Here is an 18,373-nt window from a genome sequence, read left to right as displayed (position 1 = left end):
GCCACGACCCTCAACTCGTGGTCAGCGCCACGTCGTCGATCACGAAGCTGGTCTGCAGGGACGAGTCTTCCTGGCCGAGGAACCGTACGGTGACGGTTTTCCCCTTGTAGGCAAGGACGTTCAGCGTCTTCTGCACGTACGACGTGGTCCGGTCGAGGTTCGAGTACGTCGCCAACGTGGACGTCGTCCCGTTGTCGACAACTTGAACCTTGACCGTGTCGTACACCGTCGACGACGTCGTCTCCGCGGTGTCGATCCGGATCCACAACGACAGCGAGGCCGCCGTCGCCGCGGCCGGGATCGCCACCGACTGACCGATGTTCTCGGTACCACTCCGGCCGTTACCCTGCAGCCACGCCTTGTACGAGCCGGCGTGCGCAGGACGGGACGAACTGTTGGTGATCACGCCGGTGGTTCCGGTCCAGTTCGCCGTACCGGATTCGAAGCCGGGGTTGACGATCAGGTTGGTACCGCCGGGTGGCGGTCCGCCGGTGTAGTCCTTCTGGGCGTAGTTCCAGATCATGTGGCCGATGGCATCGATCTGGCGGTCCAGTGAGGTCAGGTCCAGGTTGCTGATGGTGTCGCAAGACCGGTGGTAACAACGGTCGAACGCCTGGTTCGCCGTACCGCCCCACTTGGTTGCCTGGGCCGAGGTCTTGATCTCTTCCGCACCCGAGAACGTGCCGGCCGTCGGGATACCGAGCGAACGGAACGCCGCGTGGTCGGAACGACCTTGTACGTCGATGAACTCGGTCTGGATGCTCTTACTGGTGAAGTAGGAGACCAGGTCGTCCCGAGCACCGTTGCCGGCCGGATTGTCGTCGTACACGAAGTAGCCCGGGTTCGGCGACGCGATCATGTCGAAGTTCAGGTAGAGCTCGACCTTGTCGCGTTCGGCGGCGGGCAGGTTGTTGACGTAGTACTTCGAGCCGAGCAGACCGAGCTCCTCGGCACCCCAGAAACCGAACCTCAAGCGGTTCCTGGGGGTTTGGCCGCTGGCAGCGTAAGCGAGGGCGGTTTCGAGTACGCCGGCGCTACCTGAGCCGTTGTCGTTGATTCCTGGACCGGCGCTGACGCTGTCCAGGTGCGAACCGGTCATCACCACATGGTTCGCGTCGCCGTGCGGCCACTCCGCGATCACGTTGTACGACGTACCCGCCGAGGTGGAGAACGACTGCAGCGTGGTGGTGTAACCCGCCGCGTCGAGCTTGGCCTTCACGTAGTCGGCCGAGGCCCGGTAGCCGGTCCGGCCGGTGTAGCGGTTGCCACCGTTGTTCGTCGCGATCGACTGCAACTGGTCCAGGTGTGCCTTGGTGTTGGTGACCGAGATGTCCGGGGACTCGACCGCGACGGCAGGGTTGCTAGGGGCAAGCAAAGCGCCGGCGACCAGGACGGCGCCGAATCCGGGGACGAGGAACTTCTTCATGGGCGGATCTCCTTCGGGACAAAGGAAATCCGGGGCGCGCGAGCCGAAATGGGCGGAGGGCTCGCACGCCCCGGAAGAGTTACCGCGTGACGATCAGCTCGCGGTCAGCGAGGTGTCGTCGATGACGAAGCTGGTCTGCAGGGAGGAGTCCTCCTGGCCGACGAACTTCACCGTGACGGTCTTGCCCTTGTAGGCCGTCAGGTTGAGCGTCTTCTGCACGTACGCCGTCGTCTTGTTCACGTTCGAGTACGTCGCGAGCGTGGACGTGGTCGAACCGTCGACGACCTGGACCTTGGCCGTGTCGTACACCGTCGAGCCGGACTCCGCGGTGTCGATCCGGATCCAGAAGGACAGCGAGGCGGCGGTCGCCGAGGCCGGGATCGCGACCGACTGGCCGACGTTCTCGGTGGTGGCGCGACCGTTGCCCTGCAGCCACAGCTTCCAGCTACCCGTACGGGCCGGGCGGCCGGTGTCGTTGTTGATCGGGCCGGCGGTGCCGGTCCAGTTCGCCGTACCGGACTCGAAGCCCGGGTTCTGGAGCAGGTTGTCGCCGGTCGGCGGCGTCGTGCCACCACCGCAGGCGGCCGCACCGGCCGGGACGGAGATTCCGCTGAACGCGGCCTCGATACCCTTGCACTGGGCGGAATCCGCGCCGTACAGCTCGATGGCGGAGTTGATCGCACCTTCACGGGCGTCCTTGTAGGTGCTGCCCGAGCTCAGCTTGGTGCTCAGCGTGCGGTACCAGACCTTGGCTGCCACGTCGCGGCCGATACCGGTGATGGTGGCGCCGTTGCAGGCAGTACTGCTGTGCGTCACACCGCCGATGACCTTGCTGCCGGTGCCCTCGGAGGCCAGGTAGAACCAGTGGTTCAGCGGGCCGGACGAGTAGTGCGGGTCGAGCCCACCGGTGCTCGTGGTCCAGCAGTCCTTGCTGGCACCGTCCTTCGACGGCTTGTCCATGTAGCGCAGCGGCGTGCCGTTGCCGTTGATGTTGATCTTCTCGCCGATCAGGTAGTCACCCGGGTCGCTCGAGTTGTTCGCGGAGAACTCGACCATGGTGCCGAAGATGTCGGAGGTGGCCTCGTTCAGGCCGCCCGCGTCACCGGAGTAGTTCAGGTTGGCGGTCGCCTCGGTGACACCGTGGCTCATCTCGTGACCGGCGACGTCGATCGCGGTCAGCGGGTGGGTGTTGCCCGAGCCGTCGCCGTACGTCATCTGGGTGCCGTCCCAGAACGCGTTCACGTACGAGTTGCCGTAGTGGGTCCGGGACCGTGCGCCCTGGCCGTTGTTGAAGATGCCGTTGCGGCCGTGGACGTTCTTGTAGTAGTCCCAGGTCAGCTGCGCGCCGTAGTGCGCGTCGACTCCGGCGGTCTGCCGGTTCGACGCGGCACCGGTGCCCCAGGTGTCGTCGGGGTCGGTGAAGGTGGTGCCGTTACCGGAGGTCGCACCGTTGAGGTCGGTGGTGTAGTTCCCACCGCGGCTCGGGTCGGTCATGGAGAAGCTGCCCGACGTACCGATGCTGACGGTGCCGGAGTACATGGAGTTTCCGGTACCGGTCTTGATCTCGTCGTCCTGGTCCAGCAGGGCACCGGACTTCGCGTCGATGAACGAGTGCAGCACCGACGGGGTCTGGTCCGGCTTGACGCCGGTGGTGACGACCTCGTAGGCGAGCACGGGCTTGCTCGGCGTCACGAAGACGACCAGCGCGCCCTTGTTCGTGGTGGCCTTGAACTTCGCGGACTGGGCAGCCTTGGTGAGCGCGGCCGACTGGGACAGAGTCGGCTTGGTCGCGACCGCCACGGCCTTCGCGCCACGGTTGTAGGTCACCTGGCCGACCGTCTCGCCCTTGCGCTTGACGATCAGGTCACCACCGACGACCTTCAGGCCGTTGTAGGTGCGGTCGTAGCGGACGTATTCGGTGCCGTCGGCATCCTTCACCACGTCGCGGACCTTGAGCTGCTCGCCACCGGCGAGTCCGAGAGCTGCGGCCGTCTGCGCGGTCAGCGCCTGTTCGGCCTGAACGGCGGCCGGCTGGTCGAAGCCGGATGCCGGGAGCGGCGCGGATCGGTTCGCCGCTCCAGCGGGCGCCATCGCAAGACCCGCTGCTGCGACGATGGCCACCGCCCCTGCTGATGTCAGTCGTCTCAAGACAACATCTCCTCACGGTGCGGCCGCTGTTTGGGCGCAGCGGCCGAATTCAATTGGGGACGCCAGATGTAATTGACGCATCAGTGCCACTGCCTCATTTGTGACACTGCGTGTCAGGGCGTGCGATTTCTGTTACATCCGACTGAGGGAGGACTCTGGTCCCCAGGGCGCCGCGAGTCAAGGGATTCGGGCGAAACGACAGGGAAAACCCGCACTGACGCAGGTTGTCAGTTCGCGGGACGGAACTCCCGGCGAAGGTCTTCCGGCACCGTGATCGGCAGCTTGCAGGTGAATTTCTGACAGACATAAGCAGCCGGCTGATCCTTGACGAGCTGCCGCCCGTCCATCAGCGGTACGGCGAGGTCCGGGTCGCCGGCGAGGATCGCCGTACCCCACGGTGCGTTGCTCAGCGCGGTGCGGAGCAGCTCCGGGGAATCACCGACGATCGCGATCTCGAGGGGGCCGGCGGCAATCGTTTCGGCGACCGCGAGAGCGCGACCGGCGAACCGTGGCGCGCGGGCCGCGATGGCCGCCGAGGCCTGTAGCGCCAGCTCGGCAGCAGCTTCGTAGCGGACCGATCCGGTCAGGCTCGCCAGAGTCGTGAAGGCCTCGGCGGCAAGGCTCACGCCCGACGGGGTCGCGTTGTCGGTCGCATCCTGCGGACGCCAGACCAGTTCCTCGGCATCGGCAGCCGTGTCGAAATAGGAGACCTCGGCAACAAATTGCTCCAGAACCCTTTCGAGCAACGCTTTGGCCGTCTCGAACCACTCGATCTTGCCGGTGGCCCCCAACAACACCAGGCAGCCTTGGGCGTACGCCGCATAGTCCTCGAGGACACCGTGGGCAGTACCACGGACGCCGTCGCGTGACGTGCGATGGAGGCGACCCGTCTCGCTGTCCAGGTGCACATCCCGGACCAATCTGGCCGCGGCTTCGGCGGCTTCGACGTACTCGGGACGCTCGAGAACGATGCCGGCCCGGGTCAGGGCGGTGATGGCGAGACCGTTCCAGGCGGCGACCACCTTGTCGTCGCGGCCGGGGTACGTGCGCTCGCGGCGGGCTTGCAGCAGCCGCGCGCGGAGCCGTTGCCAGCGCTCGGGGTCGTCTGGATCCGTGCGGAGCTGGAGAACCGAGGCGCCGTGCTCGAAGGTGCCGGTCACGTCGCAGAGGTCGATGACCCAGTCGGCGTCGTCACCGAGCTCGGCGCGCAGTTCGTCGGGGGTCCAGACGTAATACTTGCCCTCCTCCCCCTCGGTGTCGGCGTCGAGCGCGGAGGCGAAACCGCCTTCGGCCGTACGCAGCTCCGCCAGCAGGAAATCGGCGGTCTCCTCGGCGATCCGCTTGCCGAGCGGGTCCTCGCTCGCGGCCCACCAGTGCGTGTAGACGTCGAGCAGGAGAGCGTTGTCGTACAGCATCTTCTCGAAGTGCGGCACCACCCATTGCCCGTCGACCGAGTACCGCGCGAAACCACCGGCGAGCTGGTCGTACATCCCGCCGCGCGCCATCCGCTCACAGGTCTGCGCCACCATGCCGAGCGCATCGTCGGTGCGGTGGCGGAGCAGGAAGTCGAGCACCATCGACGGCGGGAACTTCGGCGCCTGGCCGAAGCCGGCATCGACCGGATCGAAGTCGGTCTTCAGCAGCTCGACGGCTCGCGCGGTGTCGAAGCTGCCTGCGACCGGCTGCTGCTTCGCGCCCAGTTGCTCGACGACGTGCTTGCCGATCTCGTCGAGCTGGTCCCGCTTGGTCTGCCACGCCTCGGTGAGCGACTCCAGCACCTGCCGGAACGACGCCATACCGCCGCGCGGCTGGTTCGGGAAGTAGGTGCCGCAGAAGAACGGCTCCGCGGCCGGCGTCAGGAACGCCGACATCGGCCAGCCACCCTGCCCGATCATCGCGATCGTCGCCGACATGTAGATCGCGTCGACGTCCGGCCGCTCCTCGCGGTCCACCTTGATACTCACGAAGTGCTCGTTCAGGTACGCCGCGGTCTCCGCGTCCTCGAACGACTCGTGCGCCATCACATGACACCAGTGGCAGGCGGAGTACCCCACCGACAGGAACACCGGGACGTCCCGCTCCCGCGCCTCCGCGAACGCGGCGTCCGACCACTCCCGCCAGTGCACAGGATTCTCCGCATGCTGACGGAGATACGGACTGGTGCTCCGGCCGAGTTCGTTCACGGACGCCATGCGCCCACCGTATGCGCTCAGAGCGGAATGACCGGCTCCGGTCCAGACTTGAGACTGATATGGACGTGCATCCCCTCTTCGCGACCCGGTTCAGCCCGCTGCGCTTCGATCCCGGGTGGACGATCACGGAAGACGAGGTCGACCTGCTGCTCGAGGCCGCCCGGTGGGCACCCTCGGCCGGCAACTCGCAGCCGTGGGCCTATTTCACCGCCCGCCGGGGCGAGCCCGAGCACGAGCGGATCGTCCGGCACCTGGCCGCGAGTTCGGGCCGGTGGGCGCCGAGTGCCAGCCTGCTCATCGTCACGATGGCGCACCGCTACATCGAAGACACCGACTGGGCCTACTCCGACTTCGCCGACTACGACCTCGGGCAGTCGGTGGCTCACCTGACGCTGCAGGCCCACGCGATGGGGTTGGCGTGCCGGCAGTTCCGCGCGTTCGATCTCGACAAGCTGACCGCGGACCTGGGCCCGGACGCAGGGTGGCACGTCGTGTCGATGATTGCCGTCGGTAAGGCGGCCGAAGGTCCGCAGCCCCGCGAGCGGCGCAGTCCGGACGACCTGCGCTCCGCGCCGTGGTCAGGCGGTCTGGGAGAGCGCGACTGACAGGCCCAGCGCCAGGGCCATGATGAAGAGTTCGAGGCCCACGACCTGCCAGAACGGGCGGCCGCTGTCGAGGAGGTCGCCGACGGCCCGGCGGCGGTGCAGCCAGGCGAGGATGATCAGGACCAGGAAGGCGGCGATCTTCGCGATCAGGACCGCGCCGTACGCGTCCGAGGTGAGGGCGTCGGGGATCGAACCCCAGCCGCCACCCGCCGCGGCCAGCCGGCCGGCGGCGCTGAGCAGGCCGCTCAGCAGAACGGCGATCGACGAGAGCTGCGCGACCTGGTGATACCGCTTCATCACCATCGGCAGGCCGGTCCGGCTGGCCCGCCCGTAGCGGACGAGCCCCGCGAGGCCGCCGATCCAGGTTGTCGCCGCGATGACGTGCACAACCAGGGCCGCTCCCGCGATGACGACGTACGACTCGTTGCGTGGGTACGCCGTGACCGCCGTCGGGACGAGTGCCGCGATGGCCACCAGTACGCCGAGACCCGCGGCCGAGGACGTCTGTACGCGACGGATGCCGATCGCCAGCGCGAGGACCAGGATGCCGGTGATCAGCAGCGCCTTCACCTCGGGGACACCGAGGGCGTCGTCGAGCCGGAAGCGGAGCAGATCGATCGGGGTGTCGAGCAGGATCGCCGCGGTGACGATCGCACCGGCGAACGCGCAGACCGCCCAGATGATGGCCGAGTTACTGGCGTCCCGGACCGCCCGGCGGCCCTGGATACCGAGCGGGCCGCCTTCGATCCGGAGCAACACGACCGCGGCGAGCAGCGCGCCCGCGCAACCGACCGTCGCCATGGTCGAGATCAGCCGGAAGAACGGCAGCAGCCAGGTCACGAACACCCCTGGCCCGCCGATGCCGCCCAGGTCGTGCGGCTCGCTGTCGGCCGCGAACAGACTGACGACCATCACCACGGTCGCGATGAGGACCGCCGCGACACCACCCGTGATCAGACGCCCGGGCATGCGGTGCCGAGCAGCACGGGTCGCGCTCACAGAGCGTTCTCGCCCTCGGCACCATTCAGCACGCGCTCACTATAGGGTCAGCCGCGGACGCGCTGCCTAGCACGACACCATGTCGTGATCACTGTGTCGCCGAGGTGCCGGGAATTCGACGCCGATCAGTGCTGAGAGTGTGCCTTCGGTTCACGCTCCGTCGGCGTCGACCGATCCGTCTCCGCCGGGGCCGTCGGCTCGGCATCGCCAGCCGGGGCCGCTGAGTTGTCCGTGCTCGCTGGGCCGTCGGACGGTGCTGGGTCGCCCGCACCATCGCTGTCGTCGAAGTCGATCCGCTTCAACTGCTTGCCCATGTTGCGCCACAGCAGCACCGTGGCGGCACCGAGTGCGAGCACGATCAGCAGCGCGACCCATCCGGGGCGCACCGAGTTCGGGTCGATCTCGGCCGTCAGAAGGGAGGTCGTCACTGTCACGCCACCAGTCTCTCACTGTCTTTGGATTCCTTCCCCACCCCACCACCCCGGTCTGGCTACGCCCGCGGTCAGCGGAGCCCCGCGAACAGGTCAGCTTCAGGCAGTTCCGACTCGACCAGACTCCGGGCCAACTCGTAGTCCTCGGTCGGCCACGCTGCCTGGTGAACCTCCAGCGGGACCGTGAACCAGCCGCCGTCCGGGTCGATCTGGGTGGCGTGCGCGAGCAGCGCCTTGTCCCGGACCGAGAAGTACTCTGCGCACTCGACCCGCGTGGTGATCCGGCGCTCGTTCTCCGGGTCCGGCTTCCAGTCCTTGAGGCGATCGGCGTACGGCGACTCCAGGCCGCGCGCGACCATCGCGTCGTGCAGCGCCTTCATCCGCTCGTAGTGGAAGGTGTGGTGGTAGTAGAGCTTGAGCGGCTGCCACGGTTCGCCGAGCTCCGGATAGGCGTCCTTGTCACCGGCCGCCTCGAACGCGGCCACGGTGATCGTGTGGCACATGACGTGGTCCGGGTGCGGGTAGCCGCCGTTCTCGTCGTACGTCGTGACGACCTGCGGACGGAACTCCCGGATCAGCTTCACCAGCGGGGCGGCGGCGTCCTCCACCTTCTGCGCGGCGAAGCAGCCCTCCGGCAGCGGCGGCAGCGGGTCGCCCTCGGGGAAACCCGAGTCGACCCAGCCGAGCCACTCCTGCCGGATCCCGAGGATCTCGCGGGCGGCGTCCATCTCCTTGCGGCGGATCTCGGTGATGTTCGCCAGCACCTCCGGGCGATCCATCTTCGGGTTCAGGATCGACCCGCGCTCCCCGCCGGTACACGTGGCGACCAGGACCTCGACACCTTCGGCCACGTACCGAGCCGTCGAAGCGGCCCCTTTACTCGACTCGTCATCAGGGTGGGCGTGCACATGCAACAACCGGAGATCTCCACTCACAAGACACAATGGTCCTCCAAGCCCGGCCCAAACCCACGACCGACCCCCTGGACATCCCTTGACCGAGTCATCTGTGAACAGCCCGACGGACCTCGACGCCCGCTACGGCCGGGCCGGCCGGTCGCGGCGGCCGCTGATCATCGGGGTGGTCGCGGTGGTGGCCGCAGCCGGGCTGGCGTGGTTGGCCTGGGCGGCGATCATCGGGTCGAATCCGCCGGTGACGTCGCGGCTGCTGGGCTTCGAAGTACCGTCCGCGACGAGTGCGAAGGCGACCGTCCAGGTGGACCGGACGAAGTCCGTCGAGGCGTCCTGCCGGCTGCAGGCGAAGGCCGCCGACTTCTCCATCGTCGGTGAGCTGACACTGACCGTCACCGCCGATTCGCCCCGGCATCAGACGCTTCCGGTGACCCTGACAACGCAACGCTCGGCGACCTCGGTGGTGCTGATCGGATGCACCACCGCGGACTCCCACCACCCGCACTGAGCAGCCTCGGCAACCGGTTGCCCGCTCAACGATCAGGATGTGGGAAAATCCACTGGGCAAACGATTTCCCAGCGTTTGAGAGGTCGAAGAACCCCTGCGTTCCAGGCTGTAACTTGCTACGCTCTTTGGATTGGTCGCCGTCGACGACGGCGGCCAGCAGCTTTTCTGCCCATCCATCGACACAAGGAGCAGCCCGTGACGCAGAAGATCGATGAGGACAGCGTTGTCTGGCTGACGCAGGATGGTTACGACCAGCTGAAGTCGGAGCTCGAGAACCTCAAGGGCCCCGCCCGTGCCGAGATCACCCAGCGCATCAGCGAGGCGCGGGACGAGGGCGACCTCAAGGAGAACGGCGGCTACCACGCCGCGAAGGACGAACAGGGCAAGATCGAGGCGCGGATCCGCCAGTTGGAGGACATGCTGCGGCGGGCCCGGGTCGGCGAGACCCCCAAGAAGGGCGGCAAGGTCGAGCCCGGGATGAAGGTCTCGATCAAGTTCGCCGGTGACGACGACGTCGAGACGTTCCTGCTCGGCTCCCGCGAACTGCTCGCCCTGGACGCGTCGGTCGACATCGACGTGTATTCGCCGCAGTCCCCGCTCGGCTCGGCGATCCTCGGGAAGAAGAAGGGCGAGAAGGCCACCTACGAGGCCCCCAACGGGAAGGACGTGACCGTCGAGATCGTCGGCGCGGAACCCTTCACCGGCTGACCACCCAGCCTTCCGATCGCCCCGGTGGACATCCACCGGGGCGATCGCCGTTAGTGGCCGGTTGTGGTCCGGTACTTGCGGACGGCGAGCGGCGCGAAGACCGCGATGATCGCCGCGCACCAGATCAGGGACAGCCAGACCGGATGCTGCGCGGGGAAGCCGTCCGGGCTGGCGAACGGCGACGGGTTGCCGAACAGGTGCCGGCAGGCCGCGACGATGGCGGAGATCGGGTTCCACTCGGCCACCGGTTGCAGTCCACTGGGCAACTGCGGAGTCGGTACGAACGCGTTCGACAGGAACGTCAGCGGGAACAGCCAGATCAGCCCCGCCGAGGCCGCCACCTCGGGACCACCGACCGACAACCCGATCAGCGCGCCCACCCACAGCATCGCGAACGCGAACAGCAGCAGGATCGCGAACGCCGCCAGCGCCTGACCGATCCCGTTGTGCCAGCGCCACCCGACGATCAGGCCGCAGATCACCATCACCACCATCACGAACGTGTTGAAGACCAGGTCGCCGACCACCCGGCCGGCGATCACCCCAGACCTTGCCATCGGCAACGATCGGAACCGGTCGATCAGCCCTTTCGACATGTCGTCGGCCAGCCCGACACTGGCCGAGGCGACCGCGAACGCCATCGTCTGGGCGAAGATGCCCGACATCAGGAACTCCCGGTAGGCCTTCGCGCCGGGGAAGCCCGGGATCGGGATCGCGTTGCCGAAGACGTAGGCGAACAACAGCACGAACATGATCGGCTGGATCGTCGCGTAGATCAGCATGTCCGGCGTCCGCGGGATCCGCTTCAGACTCCGCCAGGCCAGTACGCCGGCATCCGTCAGCGCCCGGTTGAGCGGATTCACCCGCGTCTCCTGCTCCGAAGCGCTCATTTGACGACCTCCTTCTTCTCCTCGGCCTCGTGCCCGGTGAGGGTGAGGAACACGTCGTCCAGCGTCGGCCGCCGCAGCCCGATGTCGGCGATCCGGATCCCGGCCGCATCCAGCGTCCGGATCACGTCGACCAGTGAACTCGATCCACCCGGCGCCGGCACAGTGATCCGCCGGCTGTGCTGGTCGAGCGTGGTGGCGTCCGGATCGGCGATACCCAGCGCTTCCGTGAGCAACTCGAGCGCCCGGTAGATCTCCTCCGGGTCGTGGACGACGACCTCGATCCGCTCGCCACCCACCTTCGCCTTGAGCTCGTCCGCCGTACCGCGGGCGATCACCGAGCCGTGGTCGACCACGGCGATGCTGTCGGCCAGCTCGTCGGCCTCTTCCAGGTACTGCGTGGTGAGCAGGATCGTCACACCCTCGCTGACCCGGTCCCGGATGATCTTCCACAGGTCGATCCGGGAGCGCGGGTCGAGGCCGGTCGTCGGCTCGTCGAGGAACAGGACCTTCGGATGCGCGATCAGCGAACCGGCCAGGTCGAGCCGGCGGCGCATGCCACCCGAGTAGGTCTTCAGGGTCCGGTCCGCCGCCTCGGTCAGATCGAAGGTGGCGAGTAGTTCGTCGGCCCGTTGGGTGGCCTGCTGGCTGGTCAGCCGGTACAGCCGGCCGAACATCCACAGGTTCTCCCGGCCGGTCAGCAGCTCGTCGACCGCGGCGTACTGCCCGGACAGGCCGACGAGTGAGCGGACCGCATCGGCGTCCTGCACCACGTCGTACCCGAGCACGCGGGCCGAGCCCGCATCCGGTCGCATCAGCGTGGTCAGCACCCGGACCGCCGTGGTCTTCCCCGCCCCGTTCGGCCCGAGCAGACCGAGCACGGTCCCCTCCGGGATCTCCAGATCGATCCCGTCGAGCGCCTTCACAGTGTTCTTCCTGGACTTGAACGTCTTCACGAGGCCGGTTGCCTCGACAGCAGCCATTTCCGAAGATCCCCCTTCAGGAGTGTGACGCAGGCCACCATCCTGCCTGAGATCACCGACAATTTCACCCGTGAATTATATTGAGTCGGGTCAACTCAACTTTCTTGACAGTTGAGTCGACACGGCTCAACTTGGCGTTTACGGTCTCGGGATGAGCATCCTTCGTCACCCCGATTTCCGCCGCCTCTGGGCCGCGGACCTGCTCAGCCAGCTCGGTTCGCGGCTGAGCATGATCGCGATCCCACTGCTCGCCGTACTCACGCTGGACGCGTCAACGCTGCAGGTGTCGCTGCTGAAGACCTGCGAGACGGCCGCCTGGCTGCTGCTCGGGCTGTTCGCCGGCGCCTGGGCCGACCGGGTCCGCTGTCTCCCAGTCCTCGTGTACGCCGATCTGGGTCGGGCAGTCCTGTTCGCGTCGATCCCAGTGGCGGCGTGGTTCGGCGTACTTACTCTCACGCAGCTGTACGTCGTACTGGCTCTGACCGGGATCCTCACGGTCCTGTTCGACGTCTCGCACAACTCCTACCTGCCCCGGCTGCTCGAGCCGGACCGGCTGTTGCCGGGCAACGCGAAGCTGGCCGCCAATCACTCCATCGGCGCGGTGATCGGCGCCGGGGCGGGCGGTCTGCTCGTCCAGTGGCTCGGTGCGGCCGTGACCATCGGCGTGGACGCGCTGAGCTTCCTCTGGTCAGCCCTCTGGCTCCGCTCGATCCGTACGCCGGAAGCCCGGCCGGCAAAGGCGGAGCGACCGAACCTGCGCCGCGAGATCGCCGAAGGCATGCGCTACGTGTTCAAGCACCCACTGCTGCGGCCGATCGCCTTGAACACAGCCACCACCATGCTGTTCCAGGCAGCCGCCGGCGCGATCATGATCGTCTACCTGGTCCGCGAAGTGCACCTGCAGGCCGGGACCATCGGCGTACTGAGCATGATCGGCCTGCTCGGCGCGATCCTCGCGTCCGGCGTCACGGAGAAGCTCAGCCACCGGTACGGCGATGCCCGCATGCTCGTGCTGTCGTCCTTGGGCATCGGTGTGGCGTTCACTCTGCAGGCACTGACCGCACCGGGATGGATGGTCAGCTGGTACGTCGTCTCGATGCTGCTCGCCGGCTTCTGCATCATCGTCAGCTACATCCTGCAGGTCAGCACGCGACAGCGCGTCTGCCCGCCGGAGCTGCAAGGCCGTGTCAGCGCGACCATGAGCTTCGTCAGCTGGGGAGCCGCGCCACTCGGCAGCCTGCTGGGCGGTGCACTCGGTACGGCGTTCGGACTGCACGCAACCCTGTGGATCGCCGGTCTGGCGACCCTGGCGGGCACTGCCTTCCTCTACTTCTCCCCGTTCCGCACCTTGCGCACCGTGCCAGCAACCGTCGATCAGTCAGAGGCGATCTGAGCCGTGCCGACCAGGACCTCGACGTCCAGGGCCGCGCGGCCGCGGCCGATCTCCACGTCCTTGGACTGGCCGGAGACCGCGCCGGTCCAGGTGACCCGGCCGAGCTGGGCCTCGGTGTGCACGCGTACGTCGGAACCGCGCCGGAGCGAGACGTTGGCCGTGCCGGACTCGACCCGGACCCGCGAGCGGCCCTTGGTGATCTGGGCGTCCAGGGTGGCCGAGCCGGCCTGGACGAGTACGTCGATCGGGCCGTCGACGTCGGTGACCTTCGCCGTACCGGCGGTCACGCGAACGCGGGTCAGACCGGGCAGGCGCTCGGCGTTGACGCTGCCGCCGGTCACCTCGACCTCGACCTGCAGGCTCGGGTTGACCCGAATGGACAGCTCCTTGGCAAGACCGTTCACGTGGGACTTCAGGTTCGTCGGGTTGCGCAGCATGCTGAACCCGTCGATCGAGACGCCCATGTCGCCCTCACTGCTGATCGCGAGGGTGTCGCCGTCGCGCTTGATCACGTGCGGCCCGTCCACGGCGACCCCGCCGATGGCCGGCTCACCGATCAGCCGCACCCGGCGACCGATCGCGCGCACGGTCACCCGCTGTACGCCGGACGGGATCGGCACGTTGCTGTGCTCTTCCTCGACCTCTTCGGCCTCGTCCTCGACAGCAGGCTCTTCAACTGCGACAGGCTGCTCGGCCTCGGCAGGTGCCTCGTCCACGACACTGTCCTGGACGCCGTTGCTCGTCGCGGCGTGCTTGGCGACCGGCTGATCGGCTGCATCAGGTGCATCGACCGCGTCCGCCCAGACCGACGCCGACGGGGTGTCGTCGACCGTTTCGGCAACCGGAGGCTGAGCCGCGGGCTCGTCGGCCCCGGTCGTGTCCGGGCCCTTGATGGCGGCGATCAGGGTGGTGGCCTCGTCGGGTGAGAGGTGGCCCTTCGCGACCCGGTCCAGGACGTCCTTGACCCGCTGGTCGTAGCTCTGGTTACTCATGCCCCCAGTCCAGCACCCAAACAGGTCGAAACCAATCCGGGATCCCCCTTAATGCGGCAGTGCGGGCCCCGGAGAGTAGCCCAGGACCCGCAACTGCGTCTTTATCGGTTCACAGCCCCCACGGCGGGGCCCTGACGCGATGAGCTGTCCAGATATGTACTGATTGTCATGCGGCCGGAGTCATCTCCTCCTCGGCCAGTTCGTCCTGTACGGCGGCCAGCTCAGTGGCCTCCGTCTCCTCAGCGGCCCGGCGAGCCCGCAGTCCGCGCAGACCGGTGAGAGCGATCACCAGTCCGAGCGCCGCGACCCCGGTCACCACGCCCAGCCCCGGCTTGTACGCCGACAACATCCCGGCCGAGGTGGTCACGCCGACCGACTGGCTGCTGATCACCGCGGTCACGATCGCGAGGACCACCGCGCCACCGACCTGGTTGGCGGTGTTGAACAGTCCGGATGCCAGTCCCTGCTCGCGGTCCGGAACCCCGGACACCGCCTGGATGTTCAGCGCCGGGAACCCGATCGCGAAGCCCATCCCGATCAGCAGGATGCTCGGGAACACGGTCGAGAAGTACGCCGACTCCGGCCCGATCCGCAGCGACAGCGCGTACCCGACGACGAACAGGACCATCGCACCGATGATCATCCGGTCGGTCCCGACCCGGTCTGCGATCTTGCCGGCGTTCGGCGAGAGACCGACGACCAGCAGGCCGGCCGGCAGGAACGCGAGCGCGGTCTGGAACGACGACCAGCCGAGCAGGTTCTGCAGGTACATGGTGCCGATCAGCTGGAAGGCGACGTACGCACCGAAGACGGTCAGGCCGGCCAGGTTGGCGCGGCGCAGCGAGCCGTCGCGCAGGATGCCGAGCCGGACCAGCGGGTGCTTCGACCGCAGCTCGATCGCGACGAACGCACCCAGTAGCACGATCGCGAGGGCGAACAGTCCGAACGTCTGCACCGAGACCCAACCGGCGTGTTCGGCGCCGACGACGGCGTACACCAGCGACAGCATGCCGCCGGTGACGGTGATCGCACCGGGGACGTCGTACCCGCCGGCGGCGTTGTCACGCGGGCTGTTCGGGATCAGCTTGACCGCGAACAGCAGCACGATCAGGGCGACCGGGCCGGGCATCAGGAAGGTCCAGCGCCAGCCGACCTCGGTCAGCGCGCCACCCAGGATCAGGCCCATCGAGAAGCCACTGGCGGCGCAGGTGGTGAAGATACTGAGGGCGCGGTTGCGATCCGGGCCCTCGTGGAAGGTCGTGGTGATGATGGAGAGCGCGGCCGGTGCGGTGAACGCGGCGGCGACGCCCTTGACGAACCGCGCGGCGATGAGCAGTTCGGGGCTGGTGGCCAGTGAGCTCAGCATCGAGACCACGGCGAAGACAGCCAGCGCGATCAGGAAGACGCGGCGCCGGCCGAGCAGATCGGCGGTCCGGCCGCCGAGCAGGAGCAGGCCGCCGTACCCGAGCACGTAGCCGGTCACGACCCACTGCAGAGAGGACAGGGAGACGCCCAGGTCGGCGCCGATGGACGGCAGTGACATGCCGACCATGGACACGTCCAGGCCGTCGAGGAAGATCACGCCGCAGACCACCAGAAGAGCGCCCCACAGACGGGCGTCCCAGGTCATCCGGACTGGTGCAGTGCCTTCTAGTGATGGGGTGTTCGTTGTTTCGGTCACGAGCGGAGACTATTCCATGCACATGCATCTAATGTCTAGGCATTTAATGCGTTTGCATTGAATGCGTGTGCATGCTATCGTCCCCTCCATGGCCGTCTTGAAGGTCAGCGCTGGGACTGGTGAGACCAGCGCCGATGTCAGTGCTGATGTCAGGGAGTGGCGCGAGCTTCTGGCCCGTCACGCCGACCTCACCTGCGCCCTCGACCGCGCGCTTCAGGCCGGTCACTCGCTCGGTATGAGTGAGTACGAGGTGCTCGAGCGCCTCGCCGAGCTGCCGGAGCAGTCCGCGAAGGTCGCGACGATCGCCAAGTCGGTGCACCTGAGCCAGAGCGCCCTGTCCCGCGTGATCGGCCGCCTGGAAGTCGCCGGCCTGGTCGAGCGTCACATGTGCCCCGAGGACCGCCGCGCGGTCAACGTCCGGCTGACCGACGAGGGCCTCCAACGACAGCTCGACGCCAAGCCGACGCAGCGCCGGGTCCTCGCCGACCGGCTGCACGCCCCGCTGGTGAAGAGCTGCGACCCGCCTGAGTAGTCAGTTCAGCGTGTACGTGTAGCCGTTGCTCGTCATCGCGCTCAGGACCCGGCCACGATGGTCTTCGCCGCGTAGTTCGAGCTGCAGGGCAACCTCGACCTCGTCCAGGTTCAGGCTCTCCGAGATCCGCTCGTGCAGGACCTCGATGATGTTCACGTTCAGCTCGGCGAGCTGGGTGAGCAGGGTCGCCAGTCCGCCCGGCGTGTCCGGGATCCGCACCCGCAAGGACAGATACCGGCCGGCCGCGGCCATACCGTGCTGGATCACGCGCATCAGCAGAATCGGGTCGATGTTGCCGCCGGACAACACCACGACAACAGGCGGCTTGAACGCCTTCGGCTCGTCGAGTACGGCGGCCACTGCGGCAGCACCAGCTGGTTCGACCACAAGCTTCGCGCGCTCGAGCACCAGCAACAGGGCCTTGGACAACGAATCCTCGCCGACCGTGCGGACCTGACCGACGTACCGCTGGATCGTCTCGAACGGCACCTGGCCCGGCAGCCCGACCGCGATCCCGTCCGCCATCGTCGCCATCCTGGCCAGCTGGACCGGCTCGCCGGCTTCCAGCGAGGCCGGGTACGCCGCAGCACCAGCAGCCTGTACGCCGACAACCTCGATCGGCATCCCATCCCGCTGCGTCGCGGCCGCGATCCCGGCGACCAGACCACCGCCACCCGTCGGTACGACGACCGTCCGCACCTGCGGGCACTGCTCGACGATCTCGAGGCCCGCGGTCGCCTGACCGGCCACGATGTCCGGATGGTCGAACGGGTGGATCAGCACCGCACCGGTCTCGGCCTCGAACTCCCGAGCGGCGCGAAGACAGTCGTCGATCGACGTGCCGACGAACCGGATCTCGGCGCCGTAGGCGCGGGTTGCCTTCTCCTTCGGGATCGGGGCACCGTGCGGCATGAACACGGTCGCCTTGATCCCGAGCAACTGCGCAGCCAACGCAACGCCCTGGGCATGGTTGCCCGCACTGGCCGCGACCACCCCGCGCTTGCGTTCAGCCTTGGACAATCGCGCCATCCGGACGTACGCGCCACGAAGCTTGAACGACCCGGTCCGCTGCAGGTTCTCGCACTTGAGGAAGACGTCACCGCCGACGAGTTCACTGAGCCAGCGCGAGTACTCCAGCGGCGTCGGCGCAACCACGTCATGCAAGAGATCCGCGGCCCGGGCGATGTCCTTGGCGTCGATCACGGCTCAATAATGCCGTTGCGCCGACCACATACGCTGCAACCTGTGAATGTCACGGCTGTCGTGGTGCGCCCCTCCGACCAGGCTGTCCTGTCCGTTCTGCACGTGGACGGCCCGGAGAAACTGTGGTTCCCGGACGTCGAGCCGGTGGTACGAGCGTTGCGCGAACAACTGGGTAGCGACGTGTACGTGCTCACCTGCCTCGACGAACAGCCGACGTACCTGGTGCTCGGATCGGACTCGTTGGAAGCCCATTCGGTCCCGGACGATCCGGCCGATCCGGCCGTCGAGGCCGCCCGCAAACACCTCGCCCTGCCGCCCGACTCCCCCGTCACCCCGGCCTGGACGATGCCCGGCTGGTACGACGAAGCCCTGCCGTGGATCGACGAGCACGTGAAGCGGACCGGCCCGGTGGAGCAGGTTCGGTCGTGGGGCCTGTCGAACGTCCTCCGCATCCCGACCCCGGACGGAGACGTGTATTTCAAGGCACTCGCACACTCCACCACCATCCGGCCGGCCCGGCCTGATGCGCTCCCGCTGCTGTTCGCTCACGAGCCTTTGCTGTTGCAGAAACTCTCGACCGACCGGCCCGGTGCAGTGCCGGCGCCGCTGGCGATCGACGAGAAGCGCGCCTGGATGGTGCTGCCCGACGTCGGCAGTCCCTTGTTCGACGAGACGGATACCCAGCAGCGCACACTTCACCCGGGCTGGGAACTGCGCGACGCCCGCGAACGCGACGCCGTCCTCCAGAACCTCTTCGTCCGGCTCGATCTCCTT

At 67.5% G+C, this 18,373-nt stretch carries 16 protein-coding genes and 1 pseudogene; 5 read left to right on the top strand and 12 right to left on the bottom strand.

Annotated features, from left to right (window positions below; genetic code table 11):
• Nucleotides 1-10: 10 nt before the first annotated feature.
• The 3 genes from AB0L70_RS33130 to AB0L70_RS33120 all read right to left on the bottom strand — a co-directional run bounded on the left by AB0L70_RS33130 (nucleotide 11) and on the right by AB0L70_RS33120 (nucleotide 5,766).
• On the bottom strand, nucleotides 11-1,426 hold the full coding sequence (locus AB0L70_RS33130) for a M20/M25/M40 family metallo-hydrolase (protein ID WP_363690730.1): 1,416 nt from the start codon (nucleotides 1,424-1,426) through the stop codon (nucleotides 11-13).
• Nucleotides 1,427-1,519: 93 nt separating this feature from the next.
• Nucleotides 1,520-3,517, bottom strand: a complete 1,998-nt coding sequence (locus tag AB0L70_RS33125; protein ID WP_363690729.1) for a M4 family metallopeptidase — start codon at nucleotides 3,515-3,517, stop codon at nucleotides 1,520-1,522.
• A gap of 284 nt (nucleotides 3,518-3,801) precedes the next feature.
• Complete coding sequence (locus tag AB0L70_RS33120) at nucleotides 3,802-5,766, bottom strand: thioredoxin domain-containing protein (RefSeq protein ID WP_363690728.1); 1,965 nt, start codon at nucleotides 5,764-5,766, stop codon at nucleotides 3,802-3,804.
• A 59-nt stretch (nucleotides 5,767-5,825) separates the two neighbouring features.
• Here AB0L70_RS33120 and AB0L70_RS33115 point away from each other — a divergent pair, with 59 nt between their 5' ends.
• On the top strand, nucleotides 5,826-6,371 hold the full coding sequence (locus AB0L70_RS33115) for a nitroreductase family protein (RefSeq protein WP_363690727.1): 546 nt from the start codon (nucleotides 5,826-5,828) through the stop codon (nucleotides 6,369-6,371).
• On the opposite strand, the gene AB0L70_RS33110 is transcribed toward AB0L70_RS33115, so the two are convergent.
• From AB0L70_RS33110 to mca, 3 genes are all read right to left on the bottom strand, one after another.
• Nucleotides 6,345-7,340 (bottom strand): CopD family protein, encoded by a 996-nt coding sequence (locus tag AB0L70_RS33110; protein WP_363690726.1) that lies wholly within the window; start codon nucleotides 7,338-7,340, stop codon nucleotides 6,345-6,347. The genes AB0L70_RS33115 and AB0L70_RS33110 overlap by 27 nt on opposite strands.
• 155 nt (nucleotides 7,341-7,495) lie before the next feature.
• The gene (locus AB0L70_RS33105; RefSeq protein WP_363690725.1) at nucleotides 7,496-7,804 is read right to left on the bottom strand and encodes a hypothetical protein; all 309 of its coding nucleotides are present in this window, start codon (nucleotides 7,802-7,804) and stop codon (nucleotides 7,496-7,498) included.
• 68 nt (nucleotides 7,805-7,872) lie between these two features.
• Nucleotides 7,873-8,736 carry a mycothiol conjugate amidase Mca gene (gene mca / locus AB0L70_RS33100; RefSeq protein WP_363690724.1) on the bottom strand — a complete coding sequence of 288 codons (864 nt, stop codon included), beginning with the start codon at nucleotides 8,734-8,736 and terminating at the stop codon, nucleotides 7,873-7,875.
• Between the two features lie 73 nt (nucleotides 8,737-8,809).
• On the opposite strand from mca, the gene AB0L70_RS33095 reads away from it, so the two are divergent.
• A complete protein-coding gene (locus AB0L70_RS33095; RefSeq protein WP_363690723.1) occupies nucleotides 8,810-9,220 on the top strand; it encodes a DUF4307 domain-containing protein in 411 nt (136 codons plus the stop codon).
• 195 nt (nucleotides 9,221-9,415) lie between these two features.
• On the top strand, nucleotides 9,416-9,928 hold the full coding sequence (greA, locus tag AB0L70_RS33090; RefSeq protein ID WP_363690722.1) for a transcription elongation factor GreA: 513 nt from the start codon (nucleotides 9,416-9,418) through the stop codon (nucleotides 9,926-9,928).
• Between the two features lie 50 nt (nucleotides 9,929-9,978).
• On the opposite strand, the gene AB0L70_RS33085 is transcribed toward greA, so the two are convergent.
• Complete coding sequence (locus tag AB0L70_RS33085; protein WP_363690721.1) at nucleotides 9,979-10,818, bottom strand: ABC transporter permease; 840 nt, start codon at nucleotides 10,816-10,818, stop codon at nucleotides 9,979-9,981.
• The gene (locus AB0L70_RS33080) at nucleotides 10,815-11,798 is read right to left on the bottom strand and encodes an ATP-binding cassette domain-containing protein (protein ID WP_363690720.1); all 984 of its coding nucleotides are present in this window, start codon (nucleotides 11,796-11,798) and stop codon (nucleotides 10,815-10,817) included. The genes AB0L70_RS33085 and AB0L70_RS33080 overlap by 4 nt, the downstream gene beginning before the upstream one ends.
• A 151-nt stretch (nucleotides 11,799-11,949) precedes the next feature.
• Here AB0L70_RS33080 and AB0L70_RS33075 point away from each other — a divergent pair, with 151 nt between their 5' ends.
• Nucleotides 11,950-13,191, top strand: a complete 1,242-nt coding sequence (locus AB0L70_RS33075; protein ID WP_363690719.1) for an MFS transporter — start codon at nucleotides 11,950-11,952, stop codon at nucleotides 13,189-13,191.
• Here the strand turns inward: AB0L70_RS33075 and AB0L70_RS33070 are convergent.
• Together AB0L70_RS33070 and AB0L70_RS33065 are read right to left on the bottom strand one after the other, a co-directional pair.
• On the bottom strand, nucleotides 13,173-14,183 hold the full coding sequence (locus tag AB0L70_RS33070; RefSeq protein WP_363690718.1) for a hypothetical protein: 1,011 nt from the start codon (nucleotides 14,181-14,183) through the stop codon (nucleotides 13,173-13,175). The genes AB0L70_RS33075 and AB0L70_RS33070 overlap by 19 nt on opposite strands.
• A gap of 166 nt (nucleotides 14,184-14,349) precedes the next feature.
• Complete coding sequence (locus AB0L70_RS33065; protein WP_363690717.1) at nucleotides 14,350-15,864, bottom strand: MFS transporter; 1,515 nt, start codon at nucleotides 15,862-15,864, stop codon at nucleotides 14,350-14,352.
• Nucleotides 15,865-15,952: 88 nt separating this feature from the next.
• On the opposite strand from AB0L70_RS33065, the gene AB0L70_RS33060 reads away from it, so the two are divergent.
• Nucleotides 15,953-16,396, top strand: coding sequence for a MarR family transcriptional regulator (locus AB0L70_RS33060; RefSeq protein WP_363690716.1), 444 nt, complete (start codon nucleotides 15,953-15,955; stop codon nucleotides 16,394-16,396).
• On the opposite strand, the gene ilvA is transcribed toward AB0L70_RS33060, so the two are convergent.
• Both ilvA and AB0L70_RS33050 read right to left on the bottom strand, forming a co-directional pair.
• Nucleotides 16,397-17,599, bottom strand: a complete 1,203-nt coding sequence (ilvA, locus tag AB0L70_RS33055; RefSeq protein ID WP_363690715.1) for a threonine ammonia-lyase — start codon at nucleotides 17,597-17,599, stop codon at nucleotides 16,397-16,399.
• Nucleotides 17,600-18,277: 678 nt separating this feature from the next.
• Nucleotides 18,278-18,373, bottom strand: a pseudogene (locus AB0L70_RS33050) (SUF system NifU family Fe-S cluster assembly protein); the annotation flags it as partial.

It is taken from the genome of Kribbella sp. NPDC051952 (assembly GCF_040680855.1).
In the GTDB taxonomy this organism is placed as follows: domain Bacteria; phylum Actinomycetota; class Actinomycetes; order Propionibacteriales; family Kribbellaceae; genus Kribbella.
The sequence above is the reverse complement of the archived record's forward strand: the minus strand, read 5'-3'. Positions and strand labels throughout refer to the sequence as shown.